The organism is Synechocystis sp. PCC 6803 substr. PCC-P (assembly GCF_000284455.1).
In the GTDB taxonomy this organism is placed as follows: domain Bacteria; phylum Cyanobacteriota; class Cyanobacteriia; order Cyanobacteriales; family Microcystaceae; genus Synechocystis.
In genome coordinates, this window is the sequence record NC_017039.1 from 3,424,272 (window position 1) to 3,444,055 (window position 19,784).

The 19,784-nt window shown below is 44.6% G+C and carries 12 protein-coding genes; 7 read left to right on the forward strand and 5 right to left on the reverse strand.

All coding sequences use genetic code 11. The features are described 5' to 3' along the window. The first annotated feature begins 128 nt into the window (after positions 1-128). The 4 genes from SYNPCCP_RS15880 (at position 129) to SYNPCCP_RS15895 (ending at position 1,771) form a co-directional block, all read left to right on the forward strand. On the forward strand, positions 129-386 hold the full coding sequence (locus SYNPCCP_RS15880; protein WP_010874236.1) for a DUF4327 family protein: 258 nt from the start codon (positions 129-131) through the stop codon (positions 384-386). Between the two features lie 369 nt (positions 387-755). Beyond that, positions 756-1,313 (forward strand): NYN domain-containing protein, encoded by a 558-nt coding sequence (locus SYNPCCP_RS15885; protein ID WP_010874237.1) that lies wholly within the window; start codon positions 756-758, stop codon positions 1,311-1,313. Positions 1,314-1,334: 21 nt separating this feature from the next. Then, positions 1,335-1,544 carry a type II toxin-antitoxin system HicB family antitoxin gene (locus tag SYNPCCP_RS15890; RefSeq protein ID WP_010874238.1) on the forward strand — a complete coding sequence of 70 codons (210 nt, stop codon included), beginning with the start codon at positions 1,335-1,337 and terminating at the stop codon, positions 1,542-1,544. Next, positions 1,544-1,771: a type II toxin-antitoxin system HicA family toxin gene (locus SYNPCCP_RS15895; protein WP_020861918.1), complete on the forward strand. Its 228-nt coding sequence runs from the start codon at positions 1,544-1,546 to the stop codon at positions 1,769-1,771. Before SYNPCCP_RS15890 ends, SYNPCCP_RS15895 begins: the two co-directional genes overlap by 1 nt. A gap of 62 nt (positions 1,772-1,833) precedes the next feature. Here the strand turns inward: SYNPCCP_RS15895 and SYNPCCP_RS15900 are convergent, their stop codons facing one another. Together SYNPCCP_RS15900 and pgm are read right to left on the reverse strand one after the other, a co-directional pair. Continuing rightward, a complete protein-coding gene (locus SYNPCCP_RS15900; RefSeq protein ID WP_010874239.1) occupies positions 1,834-3,576 on the reverse strand; it encodes a hypothetical protein in 1,743 nt (580 codons plus the stop codon). A 113-nt stretch (positions 3,577-3,689) separates the two neighbouring features. Beyond that, on the reverse strand, positions 3,690-5,345 hold the full coding sequence (pgm, locus tag SYNPCCP_RS15905) for a phosphoglucomutase (alpha-D-glucose-1,6-bisphosphate-dependent) (RefSeq protein ID WP_041426079.1): 1,656 nt from the start codon (positions 5,343-5,345) through the stop codon (positions 3,690-3,692). A gap of 389 nt (positions 5,346-5,734) precedes the next feature. Between pgm and SYNPCCP_RS15915 the strand changes: the two genes are divergently transcribed. The 3 genes from SYNPCCP_RS15915 to kaiC all read left to right on the forward strand — a co-directional run bounded on the left by SYNPCCP_RS15915 (position 5,735) and on the right by kaiC (position 8,808). Then, positions 5,735-6,634 carry a circadian clock protein KaiA gene (locus tag SYNPCCP_RS15915; RefSeq protein ID WP_010874241.1) on the forward strand — a complete coding sequence of 300 codons (900 nt, stop codon included), beginning with the start codon at positions 5,735-5,737 and terminating at the stop codon, positions 6,632-6,634. 126 nt (positions 6,635-6,760) lie between these two features. Then, positions 6,761-7,078 (forward strand): circadian clock protein KaiB, encoded by a 318-nt coding sequence (gene kaiB / locus SYNPCCP_RS15920; RefSeq protein ID WP_010874242.1) that lies wholly within the window; start codon positions 6,761-6,763, stop codon positions 7,076-7,078. A gap of 170 nt (positions 7,079-7,248) precedes the next feature. Beyond that, on the forward strand, positions 7,249-8,808 hold the full coding sequence (kaiC, locus tag SYNPCCP_RS15925) for a circadian clock protein KaiC (protein WP_010874243.1): 1,560 nt from the start codon (positions 7,249-7,251) through the stop codon (positions 8,806-8,808). A gap of 93 nt (positions 8,809-8,901) precedes the next feature. On the opposite strand, the gene SYNPCCP_RS15930 is transcribed toward kaiC, so the two are convergent. The 3 genes from SYNPCCP_RS15930 to SYNPCCP_RS15945 all read right to left on the reverse strand — a co-directional run bounded on the left by SYNPCCP_RS15930 (position 8,902) and on the right by SYNPCCP_RS15945 (position 19,759). Further along, positions 8,902-14,217, reverse strand: coding sequence for a DUF4114 domain-containing protein (locus SYNPCCP_RS15930; protein ID WP_010874244.1), 5,316 nt, complete (start codon positions 14,215-14,217; stop codon positions 8,902-8,904). 816 nt (positions 14,218-15,033) lie between these two features. Continuing rightward, positions 15,034-15,684: a hypothetical protein gene (locus SYNPCCP_RS15940; RefSeq protein ID WP_010874245.1), complete on the reverse strand. Its 651-nt coding sequence runs from the start codon at positions 15,682-15,684 to the stop codon at positions 15,034-15,036. 202 nt (positions 15,685-15,886) lie between these two features. Continuing rightward, positions 15,887-19,759 carry a hypothetical protein gene (locus SYNPCCP_RS15945; RefSeq protein ID WP_010874246.1) on the reverse strand — a complete coding sequence of 1,291 codons (3,873 nt, stop codon included), beginning with the start codon at positions 19,757-19,759 and terminating at the stop codon, positions 15,887-15,889. Positions 19,760-19,784 lie beyond the last annotated feature (25 nt).

The window sequence follows — 19,784 nt, forward strand, 5'->3', positions numbered from 1 at the left end:
TAAAGGTTTTTGCACCGGTCGTCAAAATTACTACTATTTTGGGCTTTGTCCAGCCCCTAGCCTGCTCTGTTACCCCAGTTCCGTAGATATTGGCTTTTTATACACTGTCCATTTCCGGTTGAAGCACTATGGTCATTTCCTCACCCCTCCACCAAGAAACAGTTTTTTCCCTCGAAGTCATTCGCTCCACCGCCAGTGAACTGGTCCGCCAAAATCGCCTCGATCGCCAGCAACCCATCTATACCCTTTGTCAATTCATCCCCGCCCGGCAGTGGCTAGCCGTAGAAAGGGAATTGGAAATGCACGATTACCTTTTGCGAGACCACATCATCGATTTAATGAATTGTGAAGCTTGGGACTTTCAGGATCCAGACGGTTGTGCCTAGGGAACAGGGTTTTTCTTGGTAAGGATGTCAAAAATGATTCTTGGGCTACCTTGGTTAGTCTGCCAAGACCTAAGTCGTACGTAAATTAATATACCGACGGGAGTCCCTCCCCCTGCCCGCTTGGGGCCAACCGCTTCAGCCCAAACAGTGTCACCATCCCATGGCGATCGCCACGGCTGAGCCGAGATGGGCAAATTTAGCTACTTTTTCGCCAAATCAAGTATTCTGGGGTGGCACTGGTGATTGCCCCAATTCCCTAGGGGTTAACAATTGCGCTAAACTAACCTCAGCTATTATTTTTATTTCTAACTTCTATTCTATTTCTTAGCATTATCGCTAGTTATTTTTATTTTTACGATTTAACTTTATATGTCAATTCATAGTGGTATTCCTTTCCGCAGGGATCGTTTGTCTATCTTTGTGGATGGGAATAATATGTTTTATGCACAACAGAAAAATGGGTGGTTTTTTGACCCCAGAAGGGTATTATCTTTCTTCACTGAAGATCCATCTGTAAAACTCGTCAATGCATTTTGGTACACTGGTTTAAAAGATACCCAAGATCAAAGGGGTTTCCGTGATGCCCTTATAAGTTTAGGTTACACCGTCAGAACTAAAATTCTTAAGGAATATTATGACGACATTTCCGGCAAATATTCCCAAAAAGCTAATCTAGATATTGAAATTGTGGTGGACATGTTTAACACCGTAGATCAATATGATCGGGTGGTTTTGTTCAGTGGTGACGGCGATTTTGAACGGGCGATCGAACTCTTAAGATCAAAAAGTACCCACATAACTGTAGTTTCCACCGAAGGCATGATTGCTAGGGAATTACGAAATGCCACCGATCGTTATATTGATCTCAATGACATCAGGCCAGCCATTGAGAAACAGGATTTTTATAGCACTGAACAAACTGCCTAGTAAAATAGACCAAGGAAAAAAATGAACAAGCAAGAATTTTATGTTCTTATTGAAAGGGATGAAGATGGTATTTACATAGGTGAAGTCCCACAACTTAAAGCTTGCTACAGTCAGGGGGAGACCATTGATGAGCTTATGCAAAATATTCGTGAGGTTATCGAATTATGTCTTGAAGAGATTGAATTGGAATCTACTTCTGAGTTTATCGGCATCCAAAAAGTGGTGGTCTGATGGCAAAGCTTCCTACTGTAACAAGCACTCAGCTCATAGTCGTACTTCAAAAACTTGGTTTTAAAGTTATTAGACAAAAAGGAAGTCACGTTCGTCTAAAAGATCAAGATAATCGAGTAGTGACCATTCCTATCCATGGCGGTAAAACTATTGGAAAAGGTTTATTGTTGAAAATCATCAGAGACGCTGAAATAACCAAGGAAGAATTAATTCGCTTATTAGATTAATTTCTAAATCTAGAAAATATAGCAAGAAGCGAGATAGTTAGAATAGCTCTCTTAGCCCGATTTTACTTGCGGTTAATAAGACAATTAAAGCGTTGATAGGGATAGCCAAAGATATTTTCTTTCGGACTTTGATCTATTTGGCAATCGGGAAAATCTAGGGGAGCAAAATAATTAACCAGCCATAAATCTACTGGTTGTTCCGCCTGTTTCAATAAATTCTGTAGCTGTTCTGTGGCAACGGGATCTTGTAATTTTTCCTGGGGTAAAAAAACAAATCTTAGTTGGGGTACCAACTCAGGAAAATGGCGTTGAGCTTCCCAGGCAATGCCCAACAATTCACCTACCTGCACCAAGCTTTTATGGGTGGTGACAATCCAACGGGTTTCGCTGACAGGGTTTTCTGACAAGAGAGTTAAAAATTTATCAGGTCGATAATATTTCCGGTAAGCCAAGTTATGGGTGACAGTAACAGCACTCAAAATGCCAATTAACAAAATTATCATTGGTAAATAGAGGTCCCGGCGACTTTTTTGCCACCAATTTAATTGCCGCCATTGACTATTTGATGGACCTAAATCAGCACTGCGGTGGAAATTTACCTGGGGATTTTTCCCTAGACCCACGCCAGCTATTAACATTAGTAAACTCCAAAAGTTGAAACTATACCTTGCTCCCCTGGTGATATCTAAACCAGCTCCGTAACTAATGGTCAGATAAATAACTATCAAAAAAATAAACGTGGTTACTAAAACTATCACTCTTGTGTCTTTTTCTGTCTTGATACCATACCCTAAACCCTGCCATATCACCGGAGTTAACCAAATAAAATAAGCCAGCATTCCCAGGCCTGATAACAGTACAATCCAGAGATGTTCGGACTCTACAGGCAGGAGACAAAACATAGTTATGCCAGCGGCGGCTAATTGGGCTGGGGGGCCAATTAGCATATCCACCCAGGACATATTGGTAAATTGAATCCATTCGGTCATGCCATGGCCAAATTCCCGTTGACTAATAATGACAATCCAACTCAGACCAGCGGAGGCGGTGCCTAGTATGACAGGCGTAAGGGATTGTAACGCTGATAAAAAATTAATCCTTCCCTGACGGCTCCAAATCCCCAACCACAGTGCTAGGGCTAAACCTTGGGCGAGGATGGGCAAAACGGCAAAAAAATGGACTGAAATACCTAGGGAATTAGCCAATATCCAGATAATAACTAAGGAAAAAGGTAAGGGTTTATTTTTTAATAAAAAATTTAAGCTTTTTAAGCAACAAGTAATGGAAATTAAGCCCCAAATAATAGCAAAAGTATAATGGCGAGCTTCTTGACTAATGAAGATTCCATAGGGGGAAATTGCCATCAGTAGGGCAGTAAACTGAGCTAATTTTTCTTGGTCTTTCCCCCAGATCCATTTGGCACAGCCATAGCCTAAAGGTATGGCTATGGTACCAAAAATAACCGGTAATGATCGCCCGATCGCCAAGGATAAATAGTTGCCGTCGGGGGGAAATAATCGATACCAAAGATGGGCTAGGACAAAATAAAAGGGGGGATGGTTATCGCCGTTTAATAAACCATTAATGACGGTATTTGGTTCTGATTGGGGTAGGGGTTGCAGAATGGTTAGGAGATCGGCAACGGTTAACACTTTGCCCAAGGGTATGCTCTCAAAAGAGTTGCCTAGGCTAAAGACCAAGGTGGCAAATTCATCGGTCCAAGGGGGTTTACTGGCCAAATTCCAACTGCGTAGCCCAGCGGCGATCACCATCCAAAGTAAAAGTAATAAAAAAGACCGTGGCATAGGCAATTAACACAGGGGCAAAGACAGGGATTTTCCCCAACAGACGGACAATCCCCCCAGCGTTTAAGTTACCGGGGGGAAGGGGGAATTAGACGGAACATTGACCGGGTCGATTAGCCCAAAGCCGAGGTAACAATGGCTTCCGCCTCCGTGAAAATAGCCTGGAGATGGGCTTCGTCTTTGAAACTTTCGGCATAGATTTTGTAAACATTTTCCGTGCCGGAGGGCCGGGCCGCAAACCAACCTTCCGCAGTGGTCACCTTCAACCCACCGATCGCCGCTTGGTTGCCAGGGGCTTTGGTTAATTTAGCAGTAATGGCATCCCCAGCTAAGGAGGTAGCTGTAACGTCATCGGGGGACAGTTTTTTCAAGCGGTCTTTTTGGGCCGGAGTGGCGGGGGCATCAATGCGTTGGTAAATGGGATTACCTAACTTAGCGGTCAAATCCTGGTAATGGAGGCCGGGATCTTTGCCGGTTTTAGCGGTGATTTCCGCCGCCAATAAATCCATAATGGTGCCATCTTTGTCGGTGGTCCAAACGGTGCCATTTTTTTTCAAAAACGAAGCCCCGGCACTTTCTTCACCCCCAAAGCCAAAGGAACCATCTAGCAAACCGCTGACAAACCATTTAAAGCCCACGGGCACTTCGTAAACTTGGCGATTAATCATGGCCCCCACCCGGTCAATCATGCTGCTGCTGACTAGGGTTTTGCCGATCGCCGACAGCCCTGACCACTGTTGCCGCTGACTAAACAAATACCAAATGGCCACGGAAAGAAAATGATTGGGATTCATCAAACCCACGCTGGGGGTGACAATGCCATGGCGATCGCCGTCGGTGTCGTTGCCAAAGGCAATGTCGTAATGGTCTTTGATTTTCACCAAACTGGCCATGGCGTAGGGGGAAGAACAATCCATGCGGATTTTGCCGTCCCAATCCAGGGTCATAAATTTAAACGTGGGATCTACCCCGGGATTAACCAAGCTGATGTTCAAATTGTATTTAGCGGCAATGGGTTCCCAATAGCCCACATTGGCTCCCCCCAGGGGGTCAACTCCCAAGCGCAAGCCCGCTGAACGAATTACATCCAAGTCAATGATGTCCGCCAGACCGGCCACATAGGGAGTGACAAAATCATGGGCATGGGTGGTGGTGGCTTTTAATGCCTGCTCGTAATCCAGCCGTTTAACTGTTTTATTGCCATTTTTCAGCAACTCATTGGCCCGGTTCTGAATCCATTGGGTCGCTTCCGGTTCCGCCGGGCCACCGGAGGGGGGATTATATTTAAAGCCTCCATCAGTGGGGGGATTGTGGGAAGGGGTAATAATAATGCCGTCCGCTAAACCTTCTTTACGTCCCTGGTTGTGGGTCAAAATGGCGTAGGATACCGCCGGAGTGGGGGTGAAACGGGTTAAATCCGTGGCGGTGGTTAAAAAAGTTTCTACTTGGTTAGCGGCCAACACTTCCAACGCCGTTTTCTGGGCTGGTTCCGACAGAGCATGGCTATCCATCCCCATATAAAGGGGCCCCGTAATGCCCTGGGCTTGGCGATAGTCCACCACTGCCTGGGTCACCGCCAAAATATGGGCTTCATTAAAAGTACCGTTGAGGGCAGAACCCCGATGGCCAGAGGTACCAAAGCTCACTAACTGGGCGGGATTTTCCGGGTCCGGTTGCTGACGGTAATAGTCGTCTAAAAGTTTGGCCACATCCAAAAGGCTGTCGGCGGGGGGATGCTGGCCGGCGAGGGGATTAATTCTGCTTGTCATATACAAAAATTGTAAAAAATGGAGGGCGGCGATCAGGGGCTTAGACACCCAAATCCTAGCCAAAAAGGGTTAACTAGCCAAGGGCTATCCATGGGCAAAGAGATAAAAGAAAAAGTCTCCAAATCCCTGGTCATAGAGAAAAAATTGCCAAAGTTACCCCAGGCCATACACGGCCCAGCGCCAAGATGGGGAGCACAAATTCAAACTTTGTAAACAGGCCGGAAGCTATCCGGCCAAGGAGCACTCAGATTGTGTTAACGTTCAGGGGAGTTGCTTAACACAATTTTCCAATTAATAGTATTAATATTTTCTTAACTTGCACCGTACCATGGTGAGAAAGCCTATCTGAGCCCTTATTTGATTAACCTTCGACTGATTATTGATCCCCTGTGCAGTCTCCCCTCTCCCTCTGTCTTTTTGCTCCCGAACACGTTGCCCATAGACTCAGGTCTATTTTCCAGGGCGATCGCCATTACCTATCGACTTTTCAAGCACTAGATGATTTTTGTGCCTTTCTAGAAGACAAACCTGAGCGGATTGATTGCCTGTTAGTCTATTACGAAGCTAATTCCCTTCCAGTGCTGAATCGTCTCTATGAACAGGGGCGATTGTTGCCGATTATTTTGCTCGAACCCAGTCCTTCTGCCCTAGCCAAAACCACCGACGAACACCCCACCATTGTCTATCACAACGCTGAAATTCATCTGCCCGAATCCCAATGGTCGGAACTGCCCACCGTCGTAGACCGGGCGATCGCCCATTACCTACACCTTGGCCCCATCTGTACCCTCCCCAACCAAACGGAAACTATCCCCGCCCCGATTGTCGATGAATCATCCCAAAGCTTTTTACTCCTACAACAAAGAAGGCTGGCTGACAAACTTAAAGAAAGACTCGGTTACCTAGGAGTGTACTACAAACGTAAGCCCAGTCACTTTTACCGCAACTTTTCCCCCCAGGAAAAACAAGAATACCTAGAAGATTTAAGCTCCCAATATCGAGAGATTATTCTCAGTTATTTTAGTGACGAAGGCACAGTTAATGACCTGTTAGATCAATTTGTTAATCAGGCTTTCTTTGCCGACCTAGCCATTTCTCAAATCCTGGAAATTCACATGGAATTAATGGATGAATTTTCCCAGCATCTAAAGCTAGAAGGGCGGAGCGAAGAAGTCCTCCTAGACTATCGTTTAGTGTTGATCGACATCCTCGCCCATCTGGGGGAAATGTATCGCCGTTCCATCCCCCGGGAGGACATTCCCTTTGATGTATATTATCAGACGGATTAATAACCAAATGCTACGGTTTAATCATCAGCTCAACTCTTGGCTGTTGAAACTACCTCGATTCTCTGGTTATCTATTTTCTTAGTTGTTTCTTGGTTGGTTTCCCCCTCGTTCTAGTAAACCCGTAAAATGAGCCCCTTTAAAAAAACTTACGTTCTCAAACTCTACGTAGCTGGCAACACCCCCAACTCTGTGCGGGCCTTAAAAATGCTAAAAAATATCCTTGAGCAAGAATTCCAGGGAGTTTATGCCCTCAAAGTAATCGACGTGTTGAAAAATCCCCAATTAGCCGAAGAAGATAAAATTCTTGCCACCCCCACCTTGGCTAAAATCCTACCGCCCCCTGTCAGGAAAATCATCGGCGACCTTTCCGACCGAGAGAAAGTATTGATTGGTTTAGACCTGCTCTATGACGAAATTCGGGAACGGGAAGCAGAAGACCAATAGAAAATCGGGGAACAGGGCGAGATATTTCCCCCATCAACACACATCATCAGACTCCTAACAAACTTTAATCCTGCCCCTCAAACTCAACACATTCAATCAGTTTTAGTCAAACTGTTATTTAGTTTTAATTTTACTAACTTTTTTCTTCTTTAAAAATCTAAATTTAGCTAATGAACTTACCGATTGTTAACGAACGTAATCGCCCCGATGTGCCAAGGAAGGGAGTGCAAAAAATTCGTACTGTGATCGAGGGCTTTGACGAAATTACCCACGGCGGTTTACCCATTGGCCGTACAACCCTGGTGAGTGGCACCTCCGGCACAGGCAAAACTCTCTTGGCAGTACAATTTCTTTACCAAGGCATTCACCATTTCGATTATCCGGGTTTATTCATTACATTTGAAGAATCCCCCAGTGACATTATTGAAAATGCCTATAGTTTTGGCTGGGATTTACAACAATTAATTGACGATGGCAAATTGTTTATCCTCGATGCTTCCCCCGATCCGGAAGGGCAGGAAGTGGTGGGCACCTTTGATCTGTCGGCCTTAATTGAAAGAATTCAGTATGCAGTGCGGAAATATAAAGCCAAGTTAGTTTCCATTGATTCGGTCACAGCGGTATTTCAACAATATGATGCGGCTTCGGTGGTGCGGCGGGAAATTTTTCGTTTGGTGGCTAGGTTAAAACAGCTCCAGGTAACGTCCATTATGACCACCGAACGGGTGGAAGAATATGGCCCCATTGCCCGCTTTGGCGTAGAGGAATTCGTCTCCGATAACGTGGTGGTTTTGCGTAATGTTTTAGAAGGGGAACGGCGACGACGCACGGTGGAAATCCTCAAACTACGGGGTACCACCCACATGAAGGGGGAATATCCTTTCACTATCACCCACGACGGCATTAACATTTTTCCCCTGGGAGCCATGCGCCTCACCCAGAGGTCTTCCAATGCCCGCATTTCATCGGGAGTACAAACCTTGGACGAAATGTGTGGCGGTGGCTTTTTCAAAGATTCGATTATTCTGGCTACGGGGGCTACTGGTACGGGCAAAACCCTGTTGGTAAGCAAATTTTTGCAGGAAGGTTGTCGCCAAAGAGAACGGGCCATTTTGTTTGCCTATGAGGAATCCAGGGCTCAGCTTTCCCGCAACGCTTCTTCCTGGGGCATTGATTTTGAAGAAATGGAACACAAGGGTTTATTAAAACTTCTTTGTACCTATCCAGAATCGGCGGGCTTGGAGGATCATTTGCAAATGATCAAGTCGGAAATATCGGAATTTAAACCTTCCCGCATTGCCATTGATTCCCTTTCTGCCCTGGCCCGGGGAGTGACCAATAATGCTTTCCGTCAATTTGTCATTGGGGTAACGGGCTACGCCAAACAGGAGGAGATTACTGGCTTCTTTACCAATACCACGGACCAATTTATGGGGGCCCATTCCATTACGGAATCCCATATTTCCACCATTACAGACACCATTTTGATGTTGCAGTATGTGGAAATCCGAGGAGAAATGTCCCGGGCATTGAATGTGTTTAAAATGCGGGGTTCCTGGCATGATAAAGGCATTCGAGAATATAGCATTAGCCATGATGGCCCTGATATTCGCGATTCCTTCCGCAATTATGAGCGGATTATCAGTGGTTCCCCCACCCGCATTAGTGTGGATGAAAAATCTGAGCTTTCCCGCATTGTCCGGGGTGTTAAGGACAAGACCGCTGAGTAGGATTGAAAAAGGGTAAACTTTCCCATCCGAATCTTGGTTGGGAAAGGCGGCATGGACAGTGGTTAAGGGTTAGTTTTCTGGGGAATTTAATAACTAAATGTTCCCAGCAAAATCCAGACTGATGAGAAGATCGTTAAAGTCTCGATCGCCACCGCCGAATAGATCCTCAACTCCATAAAGGGATTGTCCAAGACGCATGAAGTGACTTTCGTTATCTGGATTGGCTTGGTCGTACATAAAGAAAGCGTTGACATTGCCTGGTTGATTACCGGGGTTTTGTTGGAGGAACTGCTCAGTGGTTCCATTGGAGATGAGGAACAAGCCGTAATTACCCCCTGCTTTTAACTGAGTGGTCGCCGTTTTTTGGGAAAAATTGTCTGGGGCACTAAAGGTGATGCCTCCAGTTAAAGGATCTCGACTCTGGGTCATGCGAACCGCCGCTTCAGCATAGCCCGCTTGCCCTGGCGAGAAATCGATTATGCCATCGTTATTGATATCAATATCCCCATTGGCATTAGCGAGTTTATACAAACCAAGGGTGTTTTGATATTCACCAGCACGATGGATTTGAATATCAGTGGCGATCGCCTCTCCTTGCAAACCGGGGACAACGAGGGGAAGGGTAAAAACTTCGACGGCATATTTCCCGTTGGGGGTGTCTGCGGAAATTTGGGTAAAACCCCGACCATCCTGGGTCACTGACAAATTCTCATCCTCAACAGAAAACATTTCGTTACTGTTCAAGTCAAGGATATAGGGAGTCAAACTATAAGCATCCTCAATGGTGACCTGGGAAAACGTACCGATGTCCTTATGTTCGGTGGAAGCCAGGGAATTACCGGAAGTAAGCACTTGTTGAGCCAGAGTTCGGTTTAAGGCCAAACCATCCGCCGGAGCGGCTTCCAAAACAGGGCTAAATGAACTCCGTTCACCGTTACGAAAAACCCCGGCTTGGGTTTCGAGGGGGATAAAAGCTGACCAACCTTCATCGGTGGGATCATAGGCACCGACCAGCCCCCGGAAATCATCATAATCAGTTTTAATAAAGCCGAACTCAAAATTGCCACTTACAGGCAAGGACACAGCCCGCACCGTCAATGGTATGGGTTGGCCAAATCCATTTAAAAACCCTGAACCACTCACAGGGGTTGCCAATCCTGGTGTTGTTGTCGCTAAAAGCCCGGACAATTCCACTTTGCCATCGGCCAGGCCATCTAGATCCGATGGTGCGCCGTCTTCAAGGTGGAGAAGAATTTGGTCAAATTTACCGTCATTATTGCTATCGATTAATTCAGCGCCGACGTTACCGTCAAATAAGAATTCAGTCCAAATATCAGTTGCCGGATCTTGTCTTAAAAAAGTATTTACTCCCTGGTGCTCCGGTAGTAGATCAATGGCGATCGTGCTGCTATCCCCTGGTTCAACGGCTAGACTTAGCTTAAAACCTTCAGAAGCAGTGCTATATTCCCAACCGGGAAGTGTGCTGAGGGTGAAAGTGGAAACATTCTTCAATGTATCTCCGAATTCATCCAGATTAAATTGTCCTAAGGAAGTGCCGACTTCTCCGGTTAAGAAGACAATGTCATGGGAATCTTCTATGGCAAGGGTGGCATCCCCGGCGGTGTAAAGGATAAAATTCCCGTCTTCATCTTTCCTTTGTCCTTGTTGTTGCCAGTCATCATTGAGATAGATGGTTCCGTTGTCACCTTCGATGCGGAGTATATTTCCATCGGGGGCGATCGCCAGGATGGCGGCTTGGTCAAGGACAACTTCTCCTGCATCGGCGAGTTGAAATATTTCAATGCCTTTAATGTTGATCGTCTCGCTTTCTGCCAGATTGAGCAATTGAATGCCCGCTAAAGTATCGGTACCTCCGCCACCGTCAATAAAATCGTCTCCTAAACTCCACCAGATGATGTCATCTCCGAGGCCGCCCAAAAGGGTATCATCACCTTCCCCGCCGATGATTATGTCATTGCCTTCTCCCCCATTTAAATGGACACCACCGAAACTGTTGTCGGGGGAAGCTTGCAAAAGGTCGTTTCCTGCTCCACCTAAAACTTTCGTGTAAGAACCCACTACAAAGGTATTATTTCCCCTCTCCATGGTGATAAGTTTAGGATTGGCATTGATAACCAGGTTGTCATCCCCTAGACTATCACCGTTTCCGGAAGCAACAATCAGGGAATTGAGGTTAATGGGATTATTTTTTTGGTACTCAAATATGTCGAAGTCTTCCGGTAAATTAATCACTTGAAGCTGTTCAAGGGAATACTCAAGCACCTGCACCCGTTGGGTTTCTAGATAAACATCACCGAATTGATTTTCAACTTTAAATTGCAGCCAATGTTCTCCTAGTTGGTCAACCGTCGGCTGCCAAATAAGTTGATTGGTTACTGGGTCATAGCTGGCCCCTTCCGGCAGAATTAGGGGAGTTACGGTTTCATTTTCAGCCTTGCTAACTTCACGGGTATAAGTTTCGCCCAACACCGCAACGTATTCCCACTCATCGCTCTCACCTAAGGCGATCGCCGCATCATAATTACCTGCCACCGCCAGGGATGTTTTCCCTACCGCCCCTAGGCGATCGTTATCGTCCACCGATTGAATTTGAAAGCGGTATAATTCCCCTTCGGTCAGGCCATCAACAATAAGTCTGTGATAGAAACGTCCATCTTCCTCTTCGTAAATAGTTACTAAGCCGGAAGTAGGTTGAATACCGCTAAAATCAGGGTCTAGGGGATTATCAAGAACTCCCGCAGGATTATTAGACCAGCGTACATTGTAGTACTGGGGCGTTGCGGTATCGCTCCAGGTTACCGAAAACTTACCGTCCCCAATCCAGTTGGCGCTGAGATCCTTAACAACGGGTAAATCATTGCCTTGGCCCAACTCAATGCCGCCAATGGGAAGGTTACTATCCGTTGCTGAACCAGTGCTTGTCGCCACACTGAGATCGCCAGTAAAATACCGGTCATTGGGTAAGTGCCCCTCACTTTCCGCCGATGCATACAAGTGGTAAACACTTTGGGGAACATTGCTTAAATCCCAACGGTAGCGGTAGCTTCCACTTGATTTGGGGTCGTGGTCAATTGTGGTGATGAGGAAACCATCTCCCCCCTTGCCATCGGTGTCCGCATAAAGATTAACTTTAATATTTTCGGCAAAGGGATCGCCAGTAACGGTGTAAAGAATGTCTACCCACTGGCGATTAGGATCCCGAGCAAATTGCTTAATTTCTGCAACGGGGGCGATGGAATTTTGAACCATTTTGATTTGAATTGGCCCGATATCATCCGACCGAACTTGCTCAACTGTCCAGGTTCCCGCTTCCGGTCTCGGAATGAAGAGAGAAGTCCCGAACTCATCACTAAACTCGTTCCAGAGCTTGACCCTAGTCCCTTGTAAATAATCTGCGTATCTGTAGACAGTTCCGCTGGGGGACCTCAGGTTAAACATCGCTGCTGGGGTCTCGTAGCGACCTCTTCTCAGCCACCGAATACTTACCGACGCCCATTCTCGCCCTTGACGGACATTAAAGGATTGTCTTGCTAGCTGATCGCCGGCGTTCTGCTCTTCATAAGCCGCTAGGGCTGATTCAGATGTGGCGAGTAAACCAAATTCATCAAGGGAATCCACCGTTGCTATGCCGCCAAATCCCTTAATATCCTCTCCCTTGACGATGCCAACCTTGCCGTCAAATCCGACCCTAAAGCCAATACTATCTTTGAAAAACAAAGTATTTACATCTACCCATCCCGCAACAAAACCATATTCAGGTCGAAACTGAGCTGTGGGGTGGTAGGGGGCAGCATACTTGATCATGGCGTTGGCCCCAGCAAGTTGTAGCCCACCTAAAAAGGGTATAAAAGTCGGTATGTTAAGCCTTGCCCCCGACCGAAGGCTAAAGTTAAGCCTTGCATCTATGCTGAACTCTCCATTTGTTGTTATTACGTCGAACGGCGTGCGGTAAGTGGTATTGGTTTTCAGTACTACTCCCGTACCCTTGATTGCAGCATCAAGGTTGAGGAAGGATCGACTCTCTGCAACTGGGAATCCCAGAATACTAATTTTGGCGGCTAGGTCAATGCCCACCGGAATTTTTAGTGTTACTGCTCCATCGATACGGACAGCACTGATGCCCTCACCTTTTTTGCTGCCCCCTAGCCAATCGGGGAAATCCACCTCAAATGATTGCCCCAGGGACACCGCAAGAGACCCGCCCAGATTGAAACTTTGCCCCGGAGCCAAGGGCGGAATATTTTCAAAATCAACCCCAATGCGCTGGAGGTAAATTTGAGATTCTGGTGTAGAAATCAAGGCATTCAGATTGTCTGCATAAAGACCAATAGTACTGATTCGAATATCAGCGATACCTCCTGCAGGATTTGTTGTAAATTCTGTTCCAATCCTGCCGCCCACCTTCAGGTTGTTCCAAGGACGAATCAGTATTTCACCAGCTACCGTCGCTTGTTTTTTGATTGAATTAAAATCAAAACTTAAAAGATTAATCCTAACAGCGCCGAAGTCAACGAATTCAATGGAAGCGAGAAAAACCGTTTGAACATCATTATCGAAAATACGGATAAATCGCTGGCCGGCGATATCGACTCCAATTTTTGCCATTTTGAACAAGTCAACATCGGCTTTCCCCTGAACTTGAACGTACTTGTCGATACTATTAATTTCTAGAGCTACTCCGGTAATACCACCAATCTTAATTGGTTTCTTCGGATCATCTGGTTTTCCTGGTTTTGGATCCCTAGGTTCAAAAGTTGGAATATTGAACGCACCCTTGTTTTTTTTCTGGTAGTACCAGTTGAAAGCATTGCCTAAATTGATATCCGGCAACTGGATACGTCCCCCGCTTATTGTCGGAGTGCCTCCAGGGAAAGTAAGATCAAAAAAAGAGTCAGTAGTTGGGATGTTGATACCGGGAAAGATATCTGGAGCCGCTCGATATGAAACAGCACCTGCATTGTTTTCACCATCAAAAAAAGTAATGTTTTGGTAATTGAGACCGATGATGTCCTGCACTGGATCATAGCCACCTTCAATACGGTCACTACGCTTTACTTGACCTACCAACTTATCTTTATTCTTCTCCGATAAAACATCATTAAAAGCGACAGCTCCCCGGAAAAGCCTGATGGGCTGAGGACCTGCAAGACTATAAAATGTTCCCAGGGCAGCTACATTTTGAATCTTTTTTCCATCTTTGTTTACATACTCTAAAACTTCGATGTAATTGCCATCACTGCGACGACCGTCCCCAACCTGAATTAATGCAGTACCATCCCAATAAAGCTTGACATCATCGTAGACCGATTTAGTTGCCTCTGTTCCATTTTCCAGGAAGACAGTTTTTTGTTCGAGTAAATTACCAGTAAATTTGAATTTGTTAGCCATGGCAAAGAAGCTCTTAACTTAAGTGTTAACAAGAATGGAAAAAGTATTAAGTTGCAGATTCTTAGAATCTTTGAAAATCGGGTCAATCATTCCCGGGTGAACGTCTCGAACAATTGTCTTAAATAAATCTAAAATTTAGACAGGCCCCTCTTCCCTTTGTTTTTTCACAAAAACCTGGGTTTCTGTCTTTTGTTAACCGTTATAAATGGCAGAGTGATTGAGGTAAAATCCAAATTTTTGGAAAAGTTTTTTATTAATGCTTTACAGATTTTACAAAAATTTAAACATTTACCCGGAGCCCTTGAGTTCTGTATTGAACTCGAGTCAACCACGCCCTGTAACCATAACACAAAGTTCACTTTTGGTCAAAATCATACAAATTTTAATTATTTTTAGCTATTTTCAACAACCTTAATGTTCTCTTAATATTCCCCTAGCATTTTTTTTGTAAAATTGACGTTATTTATATTTTTAAGCTTGCCTGAGATACACCTTTCTAAGGTGACTTTAGCTTGACAAATTATCCATGCCCGTGATTTGTTAATCAATTTCCCGAGCAATACGAAACGATTCTCGGTGCGGTAGGGGCAAATATTTCCGGAGGACAAAAACAAAGCTTGGCGATCGCCAGTGATTATGATAAGTAGATGGCCATTTTGCTGAACCTAAATCGGGGAATTATTCCCAACAATGAAACGACCCCAGGTAAAGCCATGGTGGTTAAGTTGATATCGCCTGGAGTCTTGTTAAAGTCGGCCACTATCAAAGGAGATATGTGGTCTCCGAGTCTGAAAATTTAACCCTATCAAAAAAACTTTATCGTCGGGCAAGCATTCTACGAATTTCAGCATTCAACTCACGGAAAACCCCCCTGGGACTGACTGCGTCTAACATCTCTACAATCAGCTTGGTTTGCCCCATGCTTAACTCTCGATTATTGGTAAGGGACTCTAATTTAACTTTGACAATATGATTACGAATGTCTTCCTCCGACGCTTTCTCCGCCACCATAGTTGAAACAATTTTACTGGAATTAGCAAATTGAATAAAATCCTTATTGAGCAAATCGTATGAAAGTTCGCTTTTTTTGTTAGTGTACGCTCTAACAATAGCTTCGTACTCTTGGCTGCAGACCGTTTCCAAGTCCTCGGGGCCATCATCTTCAACGGCATCGGGGGGATTTGTTGGAACAGAAACTGTTGTCGTTAACTTAACTTTACCCCGCTTAGAATAGGGCAACCCGGAAGTCAATTCCAAAGCTTCCCGAAAAGCTTCTACAGGAAATAAGTCAACCGGAACGTTCGCCGCAAGGTCTGGTTCCCCAGAAGCTTTATTGATGGTAGCTAATCCTGACTGATCAGCATCGTAACGCAAAATTACGACACCAGATTTACTTGGATCTTTCAGTTTTTGGCGATAGGCTACAGCTTCAATGGTGGACAACTCAACCAATTTAGTTCTGATCATTTTTAGGTATTTGTGATTGAGAAATGGTTCTGAATAATATCAAATATCAATTAACATATGACATTTTTAGGATATCATGGTCTACCAATTTAAAGTTCGATTTAATAAACAAAATATTCCAAAAAATGAAGTTTATATTTCAGATTGTTTGGAGTAGAGAATTATCAATTTGAATCAGTAACATCATAGACTTTAAATGTTATCAAGCTAATCCAGTTTCATTAATTGCAACTCCGAAAGCATTGAACTGAGCCAGGGCCTGGGAGGAGCCAGGGACAAAAACGTTAGAGAAAACCCAGTTCCAGTTACTATCCGCATACCAAACACCAATCTCTCCAGAGCTTTGGTTTTGCCAGAGCACCTGGTTGATGCCCTCTACTGTTTCCGCAGCCAGGGCTTGCCAGTTACCAATGTCATTTTCAAAAGCCTCCCCAAGGTAACGTAAAGGAGTCGTCAGACCATCCCCAGTTTGAACATGATAGCCAAAGATTCCTCGCAGGAGGCTAATAGAACCCTCGGTTTCCACGTTGGTGAGGCTGTCACCAATAAGTTGATCATTGTTGATGTCAATTTGGAAGGTGACCTCGGCATTAAGAGTCTTCAAAGAATTGGCCGACCAAGTTTCAGAGGAAATCCAATTCCAGTTGGCATCAGTATTCCAAATACCAACCTCCTCGATGTCGGGATTTCGCCAGAGAATTTGATTGATCCCGTTAATCGTTTCTGCCTCTAGGATTTGCCAATTACCAAAGGTGCCATTGACAAAGGGTTGATTCTGGTATTTAACTACCATTTGTGTCTCGTCAGACAATTTGACGTGGAAAGAGTTGGCTAAAATCCCAGCTTGAATATCATTGGCGATCGGAACAACAGATGAAAAATTTGGAGGCGAAGAAAAGTTTTTCTCAATACTTTCAAATAAAGATTTATCGAAAACAAAATTTTCAGTTGTTAAATTTTCTTCTTGAATATTTTGTAGGAGAAGAATGTCTTTTTCAAATAGAGAAATAATGAAATCATTACCCTCTTGCCTGGAGGTAAAACTATTTAACCCTAGGGGGAAAGGAAAATCCACAACCCCAATCACATCTTCTTCTGGATTAAAATCTGTAATGACATTAATTGCACTGGTACTAAACCTCTGCCCATATTCTTCAATCGCATCAAAACTAAGACCACCCTCATCAATGACATTTTCAACAATGTTAATACCTAATGTTCCATTGGGATCATCGTAAAACCAGAATTGGTCCTTGCCACTCCCCCCAGATAGAGTGTTACCCCCAGCAGAAATACTGGCATAAATCACGTCATTGCCCGCACCAGCAAAAACCTCTTGATTGCTATTGACGATAATTCGGTCATCGCCATCGGTTCCCATAACATCGCCACTGAGGGATAAGGACTGCCCTTCGCTCTGTAAACTAGTTATTTTCCTGCCACTTAATAGTTCTTCGGCACTAATACGTGGCATTGGGCTGGGAAAATTAAAATTAGGATCAAAGTTCCCAAAATCATCATTCCCCGGGCTGACATCAACTAAATCATCTTGCTCATCGACAATACTATTATCATTGTTGCCTATAACATTTTCAAACAAAGAATTATCAAAGGTAAAACTCTCGGGGGAAAGACTTTCAACATTAACACCTTGCAAAAGAGCGACATCCCTGGCAAAGAGGGAAATAATTGCGTCATTGCCTTCCTGCCTTAATTGGACATCATTAACTCCTACGGGAACAAGAAAATCAGCAAAACCAATTGAGTCTTCATCAATGTCAAAATCTACAATCACATTTATTGAGCCTTCACCGAACATATCGCCATAAATTTGGCGGATAAACCTCTCCTGCTCATTTGCATCAGCAATACCAACATTTACTATTTTTATTGTTTCTTTGAAACTATCAATTACTTCCGCTGCCTGATCGTCATAGAACCAGAATTGATCCTTCCCGATGCCTCCGGATAAGGTGTTACCCCCTAAGGATATTCCTGCGTAAATTTCATCATCGCCTGCGCCGGCAAAAACCCGTTGACCAAAATCCACAATGATTTCGTCATCTCCCCCTAAGGCTTGTATTTCGCGACTCTCAGAGTCGATAACAGTGACATGATCGTTATCTTCCGTGAGAACAAAGGGACTTCCCTGAATGTATGGTTCCGGAAACTGTTGGAGTGATTCTGGCTTGTCTGATTTGATATTAGGCAAAAATGTATAACTAATCATTCTCGCTTCCTTAATTCCATTAACTTCTTCTTCCACAACTTTTGAGACCATTTGTTCTATGTGGCGATTTGTTAAACCTTCTAAAATCACCCTCGGTTCTTCTGATTTCCCCTGGCCATCGCGAAAAACCAGGCCTCGATAATCTTTGTCACCAATCGTTAGATGCTGATATGTTACGGAATACCTAATCTTGCCCCCGCCGTTATCTAAATACAGAACATCTAGTCCAGGATCAAAGTCTTTAATAACGGTCATTTTATCTAAAATACTAGGCTCCTGGGGGTTTCCTGCACTATACTTACTGATCGTTGAAAATATTTCCACCCCTAGGATGCCCATTTCCAATGCTAACTCTGGAATTTTCCCTCCTGGAACCACTGCCCCGGCGACACTAAGTACCTTTAGTCCTACTTTCAATCCTTTCAGAGAAAGTTTCGTAATATCTGCCACCATGGCTTGATTAATCGCATCTTTTCTGGAAATAGCAACGGTGGAAACAATAAAAATATCGGCTTCACGCCTTCCAGACGTTTTAGAATTACCGTAAATCAATTGAACTTTGTCTTTTGTGTTGGCTGAAGTGGGTAGTCCTGCCAAAATAATATCTGTCCCATCTCCCGCCTCAATGGTATTAAACCCCTTACCCCCGTCTATGAAGTCACCGATTGTCGGGACAACACCTTCAGCGTTTTCTAGGGTTTTGATAAACTCTTTTAACTCTTTGACCTGCTCCTCTAAACCGGGTAAAACTACTAGATCTTCAATCGGAACGGAATTGTCTCCCCCTTGGATTAGATCGTCTCCGTCACCACCAATGAGAATATTAAAACCCTGTTCGCTGATTTCTCCTGAGACTTTGATTACATCGTTACCAGGACCGCCATAGGCAAAATTATGGCCTGTACCAACATCTATAAAATTATCTCCATGGAATTCTGCGGGGGGGATAAAGCTACCTGAAGGGTCGTAGCCTCCATAAATAATATCGTTCCCTTCTCCTCCATAAATCGTATCATTACCGGCCATTCCTTGTATGGTGTCATTCCCCAGTCCGCCCCAGATTATGTCTTGAGTGTATTGGAGGACACTAGACCAAAGACCATCATTAGGAAAATAAAACGAATCTCCATAAATCAAGTCGTTCCCAGGACCACCGTAAATTCTGTCAATGGCATCGCCAACCGAGGAAGGATAGGCACGAAGTCCCCAAAGAACATCATCTCCAGGGCCACCCTCGATGATGTCACTATTTTCTGCACCAAAAATAGTATCGTTCCCGTCTTCTCCGGATAAGTATTTCCGCCCGGCCATCCAATTGCTCGTTATTGTATCGTTTCCATTTCCTCCCCACGCTGAATCAAGTCCAGGACCAACGTCAATATAATCGTCTCCATCCTCACCCCAGATTTGATCATTTCCATGTTCTCCGAAAAGCCGATCATTGCCAGGGCCTCCCCAGATCTGATCATCTCCTCCTTCTGCGAGAATCATGTCATCACCTTCTTCTCCGTAAAGTTTATCTGCTCCATCAGGAGTTCCACCAGGAATCCAGTCGTGGTACCCCCCACGGATGGCGTCATTTCCAAAGCCGCCATAAATTGTGTCCGAATCCCCTTCACCTGAAAGAAAATCATCTCCGTGGTGGCCGTAGATGACATCGTTCCCATTCGCTCCAGATATGGTGTCATTGGCTCCTGATAGGCTGGAAAAATTTCGACCATGGACAAGATCATCTCCGGATTTTGCCCAAACAACATCGAATTTATGACGATCAGATGGTCTGAGATCGATGTTGTCAGCTGATTCCGAGCCTTGCCATATTTTCCCCATTTTGAAACCCTCCACTGGACTCTAATACTTTAACTAGATA

Bases quoted from the DNA above. Each gene is read 5' to 3' on its own strand.
- SYNPCCP_RS15900 (WP_010874239.1), bottom strand. From the start codon at position 3,576: ATGCCACGGTCTTTTTTATTACTTTTACTTTGGATGGTGATCGCCGCT.
- kaiB (WP_010874242.1), top strand. From the start codon at position 6,761: ATGAGCCCCTTTAAAAAAACTTACGTTCTCAAACTCTACGTAGCTGGC.
- kaiC (WP_010874243.1), top strand. From the start codon at position 7,249: ATGAACTTACCGATTGTTAACGAACGTAATCGCCCCGATGTGCCAAGG.
- SYNPCCP_RS15895 (WP_020861918.1), top strand. From the start codon at position 1,544: ATGGCAAAGCTTCCTACTGTAACAAGCACTCAGCTCATAGTCGTACTT.
- SYNPCCP_RS15930 (WP_010874244.1), bottom strand. From the start codon at position 14,217: ATGGCTAACAAATTCAAATTTACTGGTAATTTACTCGAACAAAAAACT.
- SYNPCCP_RS15890 (WP_010874238.1), top strand. From the start codon at position 1,335: ATGAACAAGCAAGAATTTTATGTTCTTATTGAAAGGGATGAAGATGGT.
- SYNPCCP_RS15885 (WP_010874237.1), top strand. From the start codon at position 756: ATGTCAATTCATAGTGGTATTCCTTTCCGCAGGGATCGTTTGTCTATC.
- SYNPCCP_RS15880 (WP_010874236.1), top strand. From the start codon at position 129: ATGGTCATTTCCTCACCCCTCCACCAAGAAACAGTTTTTTCCCTCGAA.
- SYNPCCP_RS15940 (WP_010874245.1), bottom strand. From the start codon at position 15,684: ATGATCAGAACTAAATTGGTTGAGTTGTCCACCATTGAAGCTGTAGCC.
- pgm (WP_041426079.1), bottom strand. From the start codon at position 5,345: ATGACAAGCAGAATTAATCCCCTCGCCGGCCAGCATCCCCCCGCCGAC.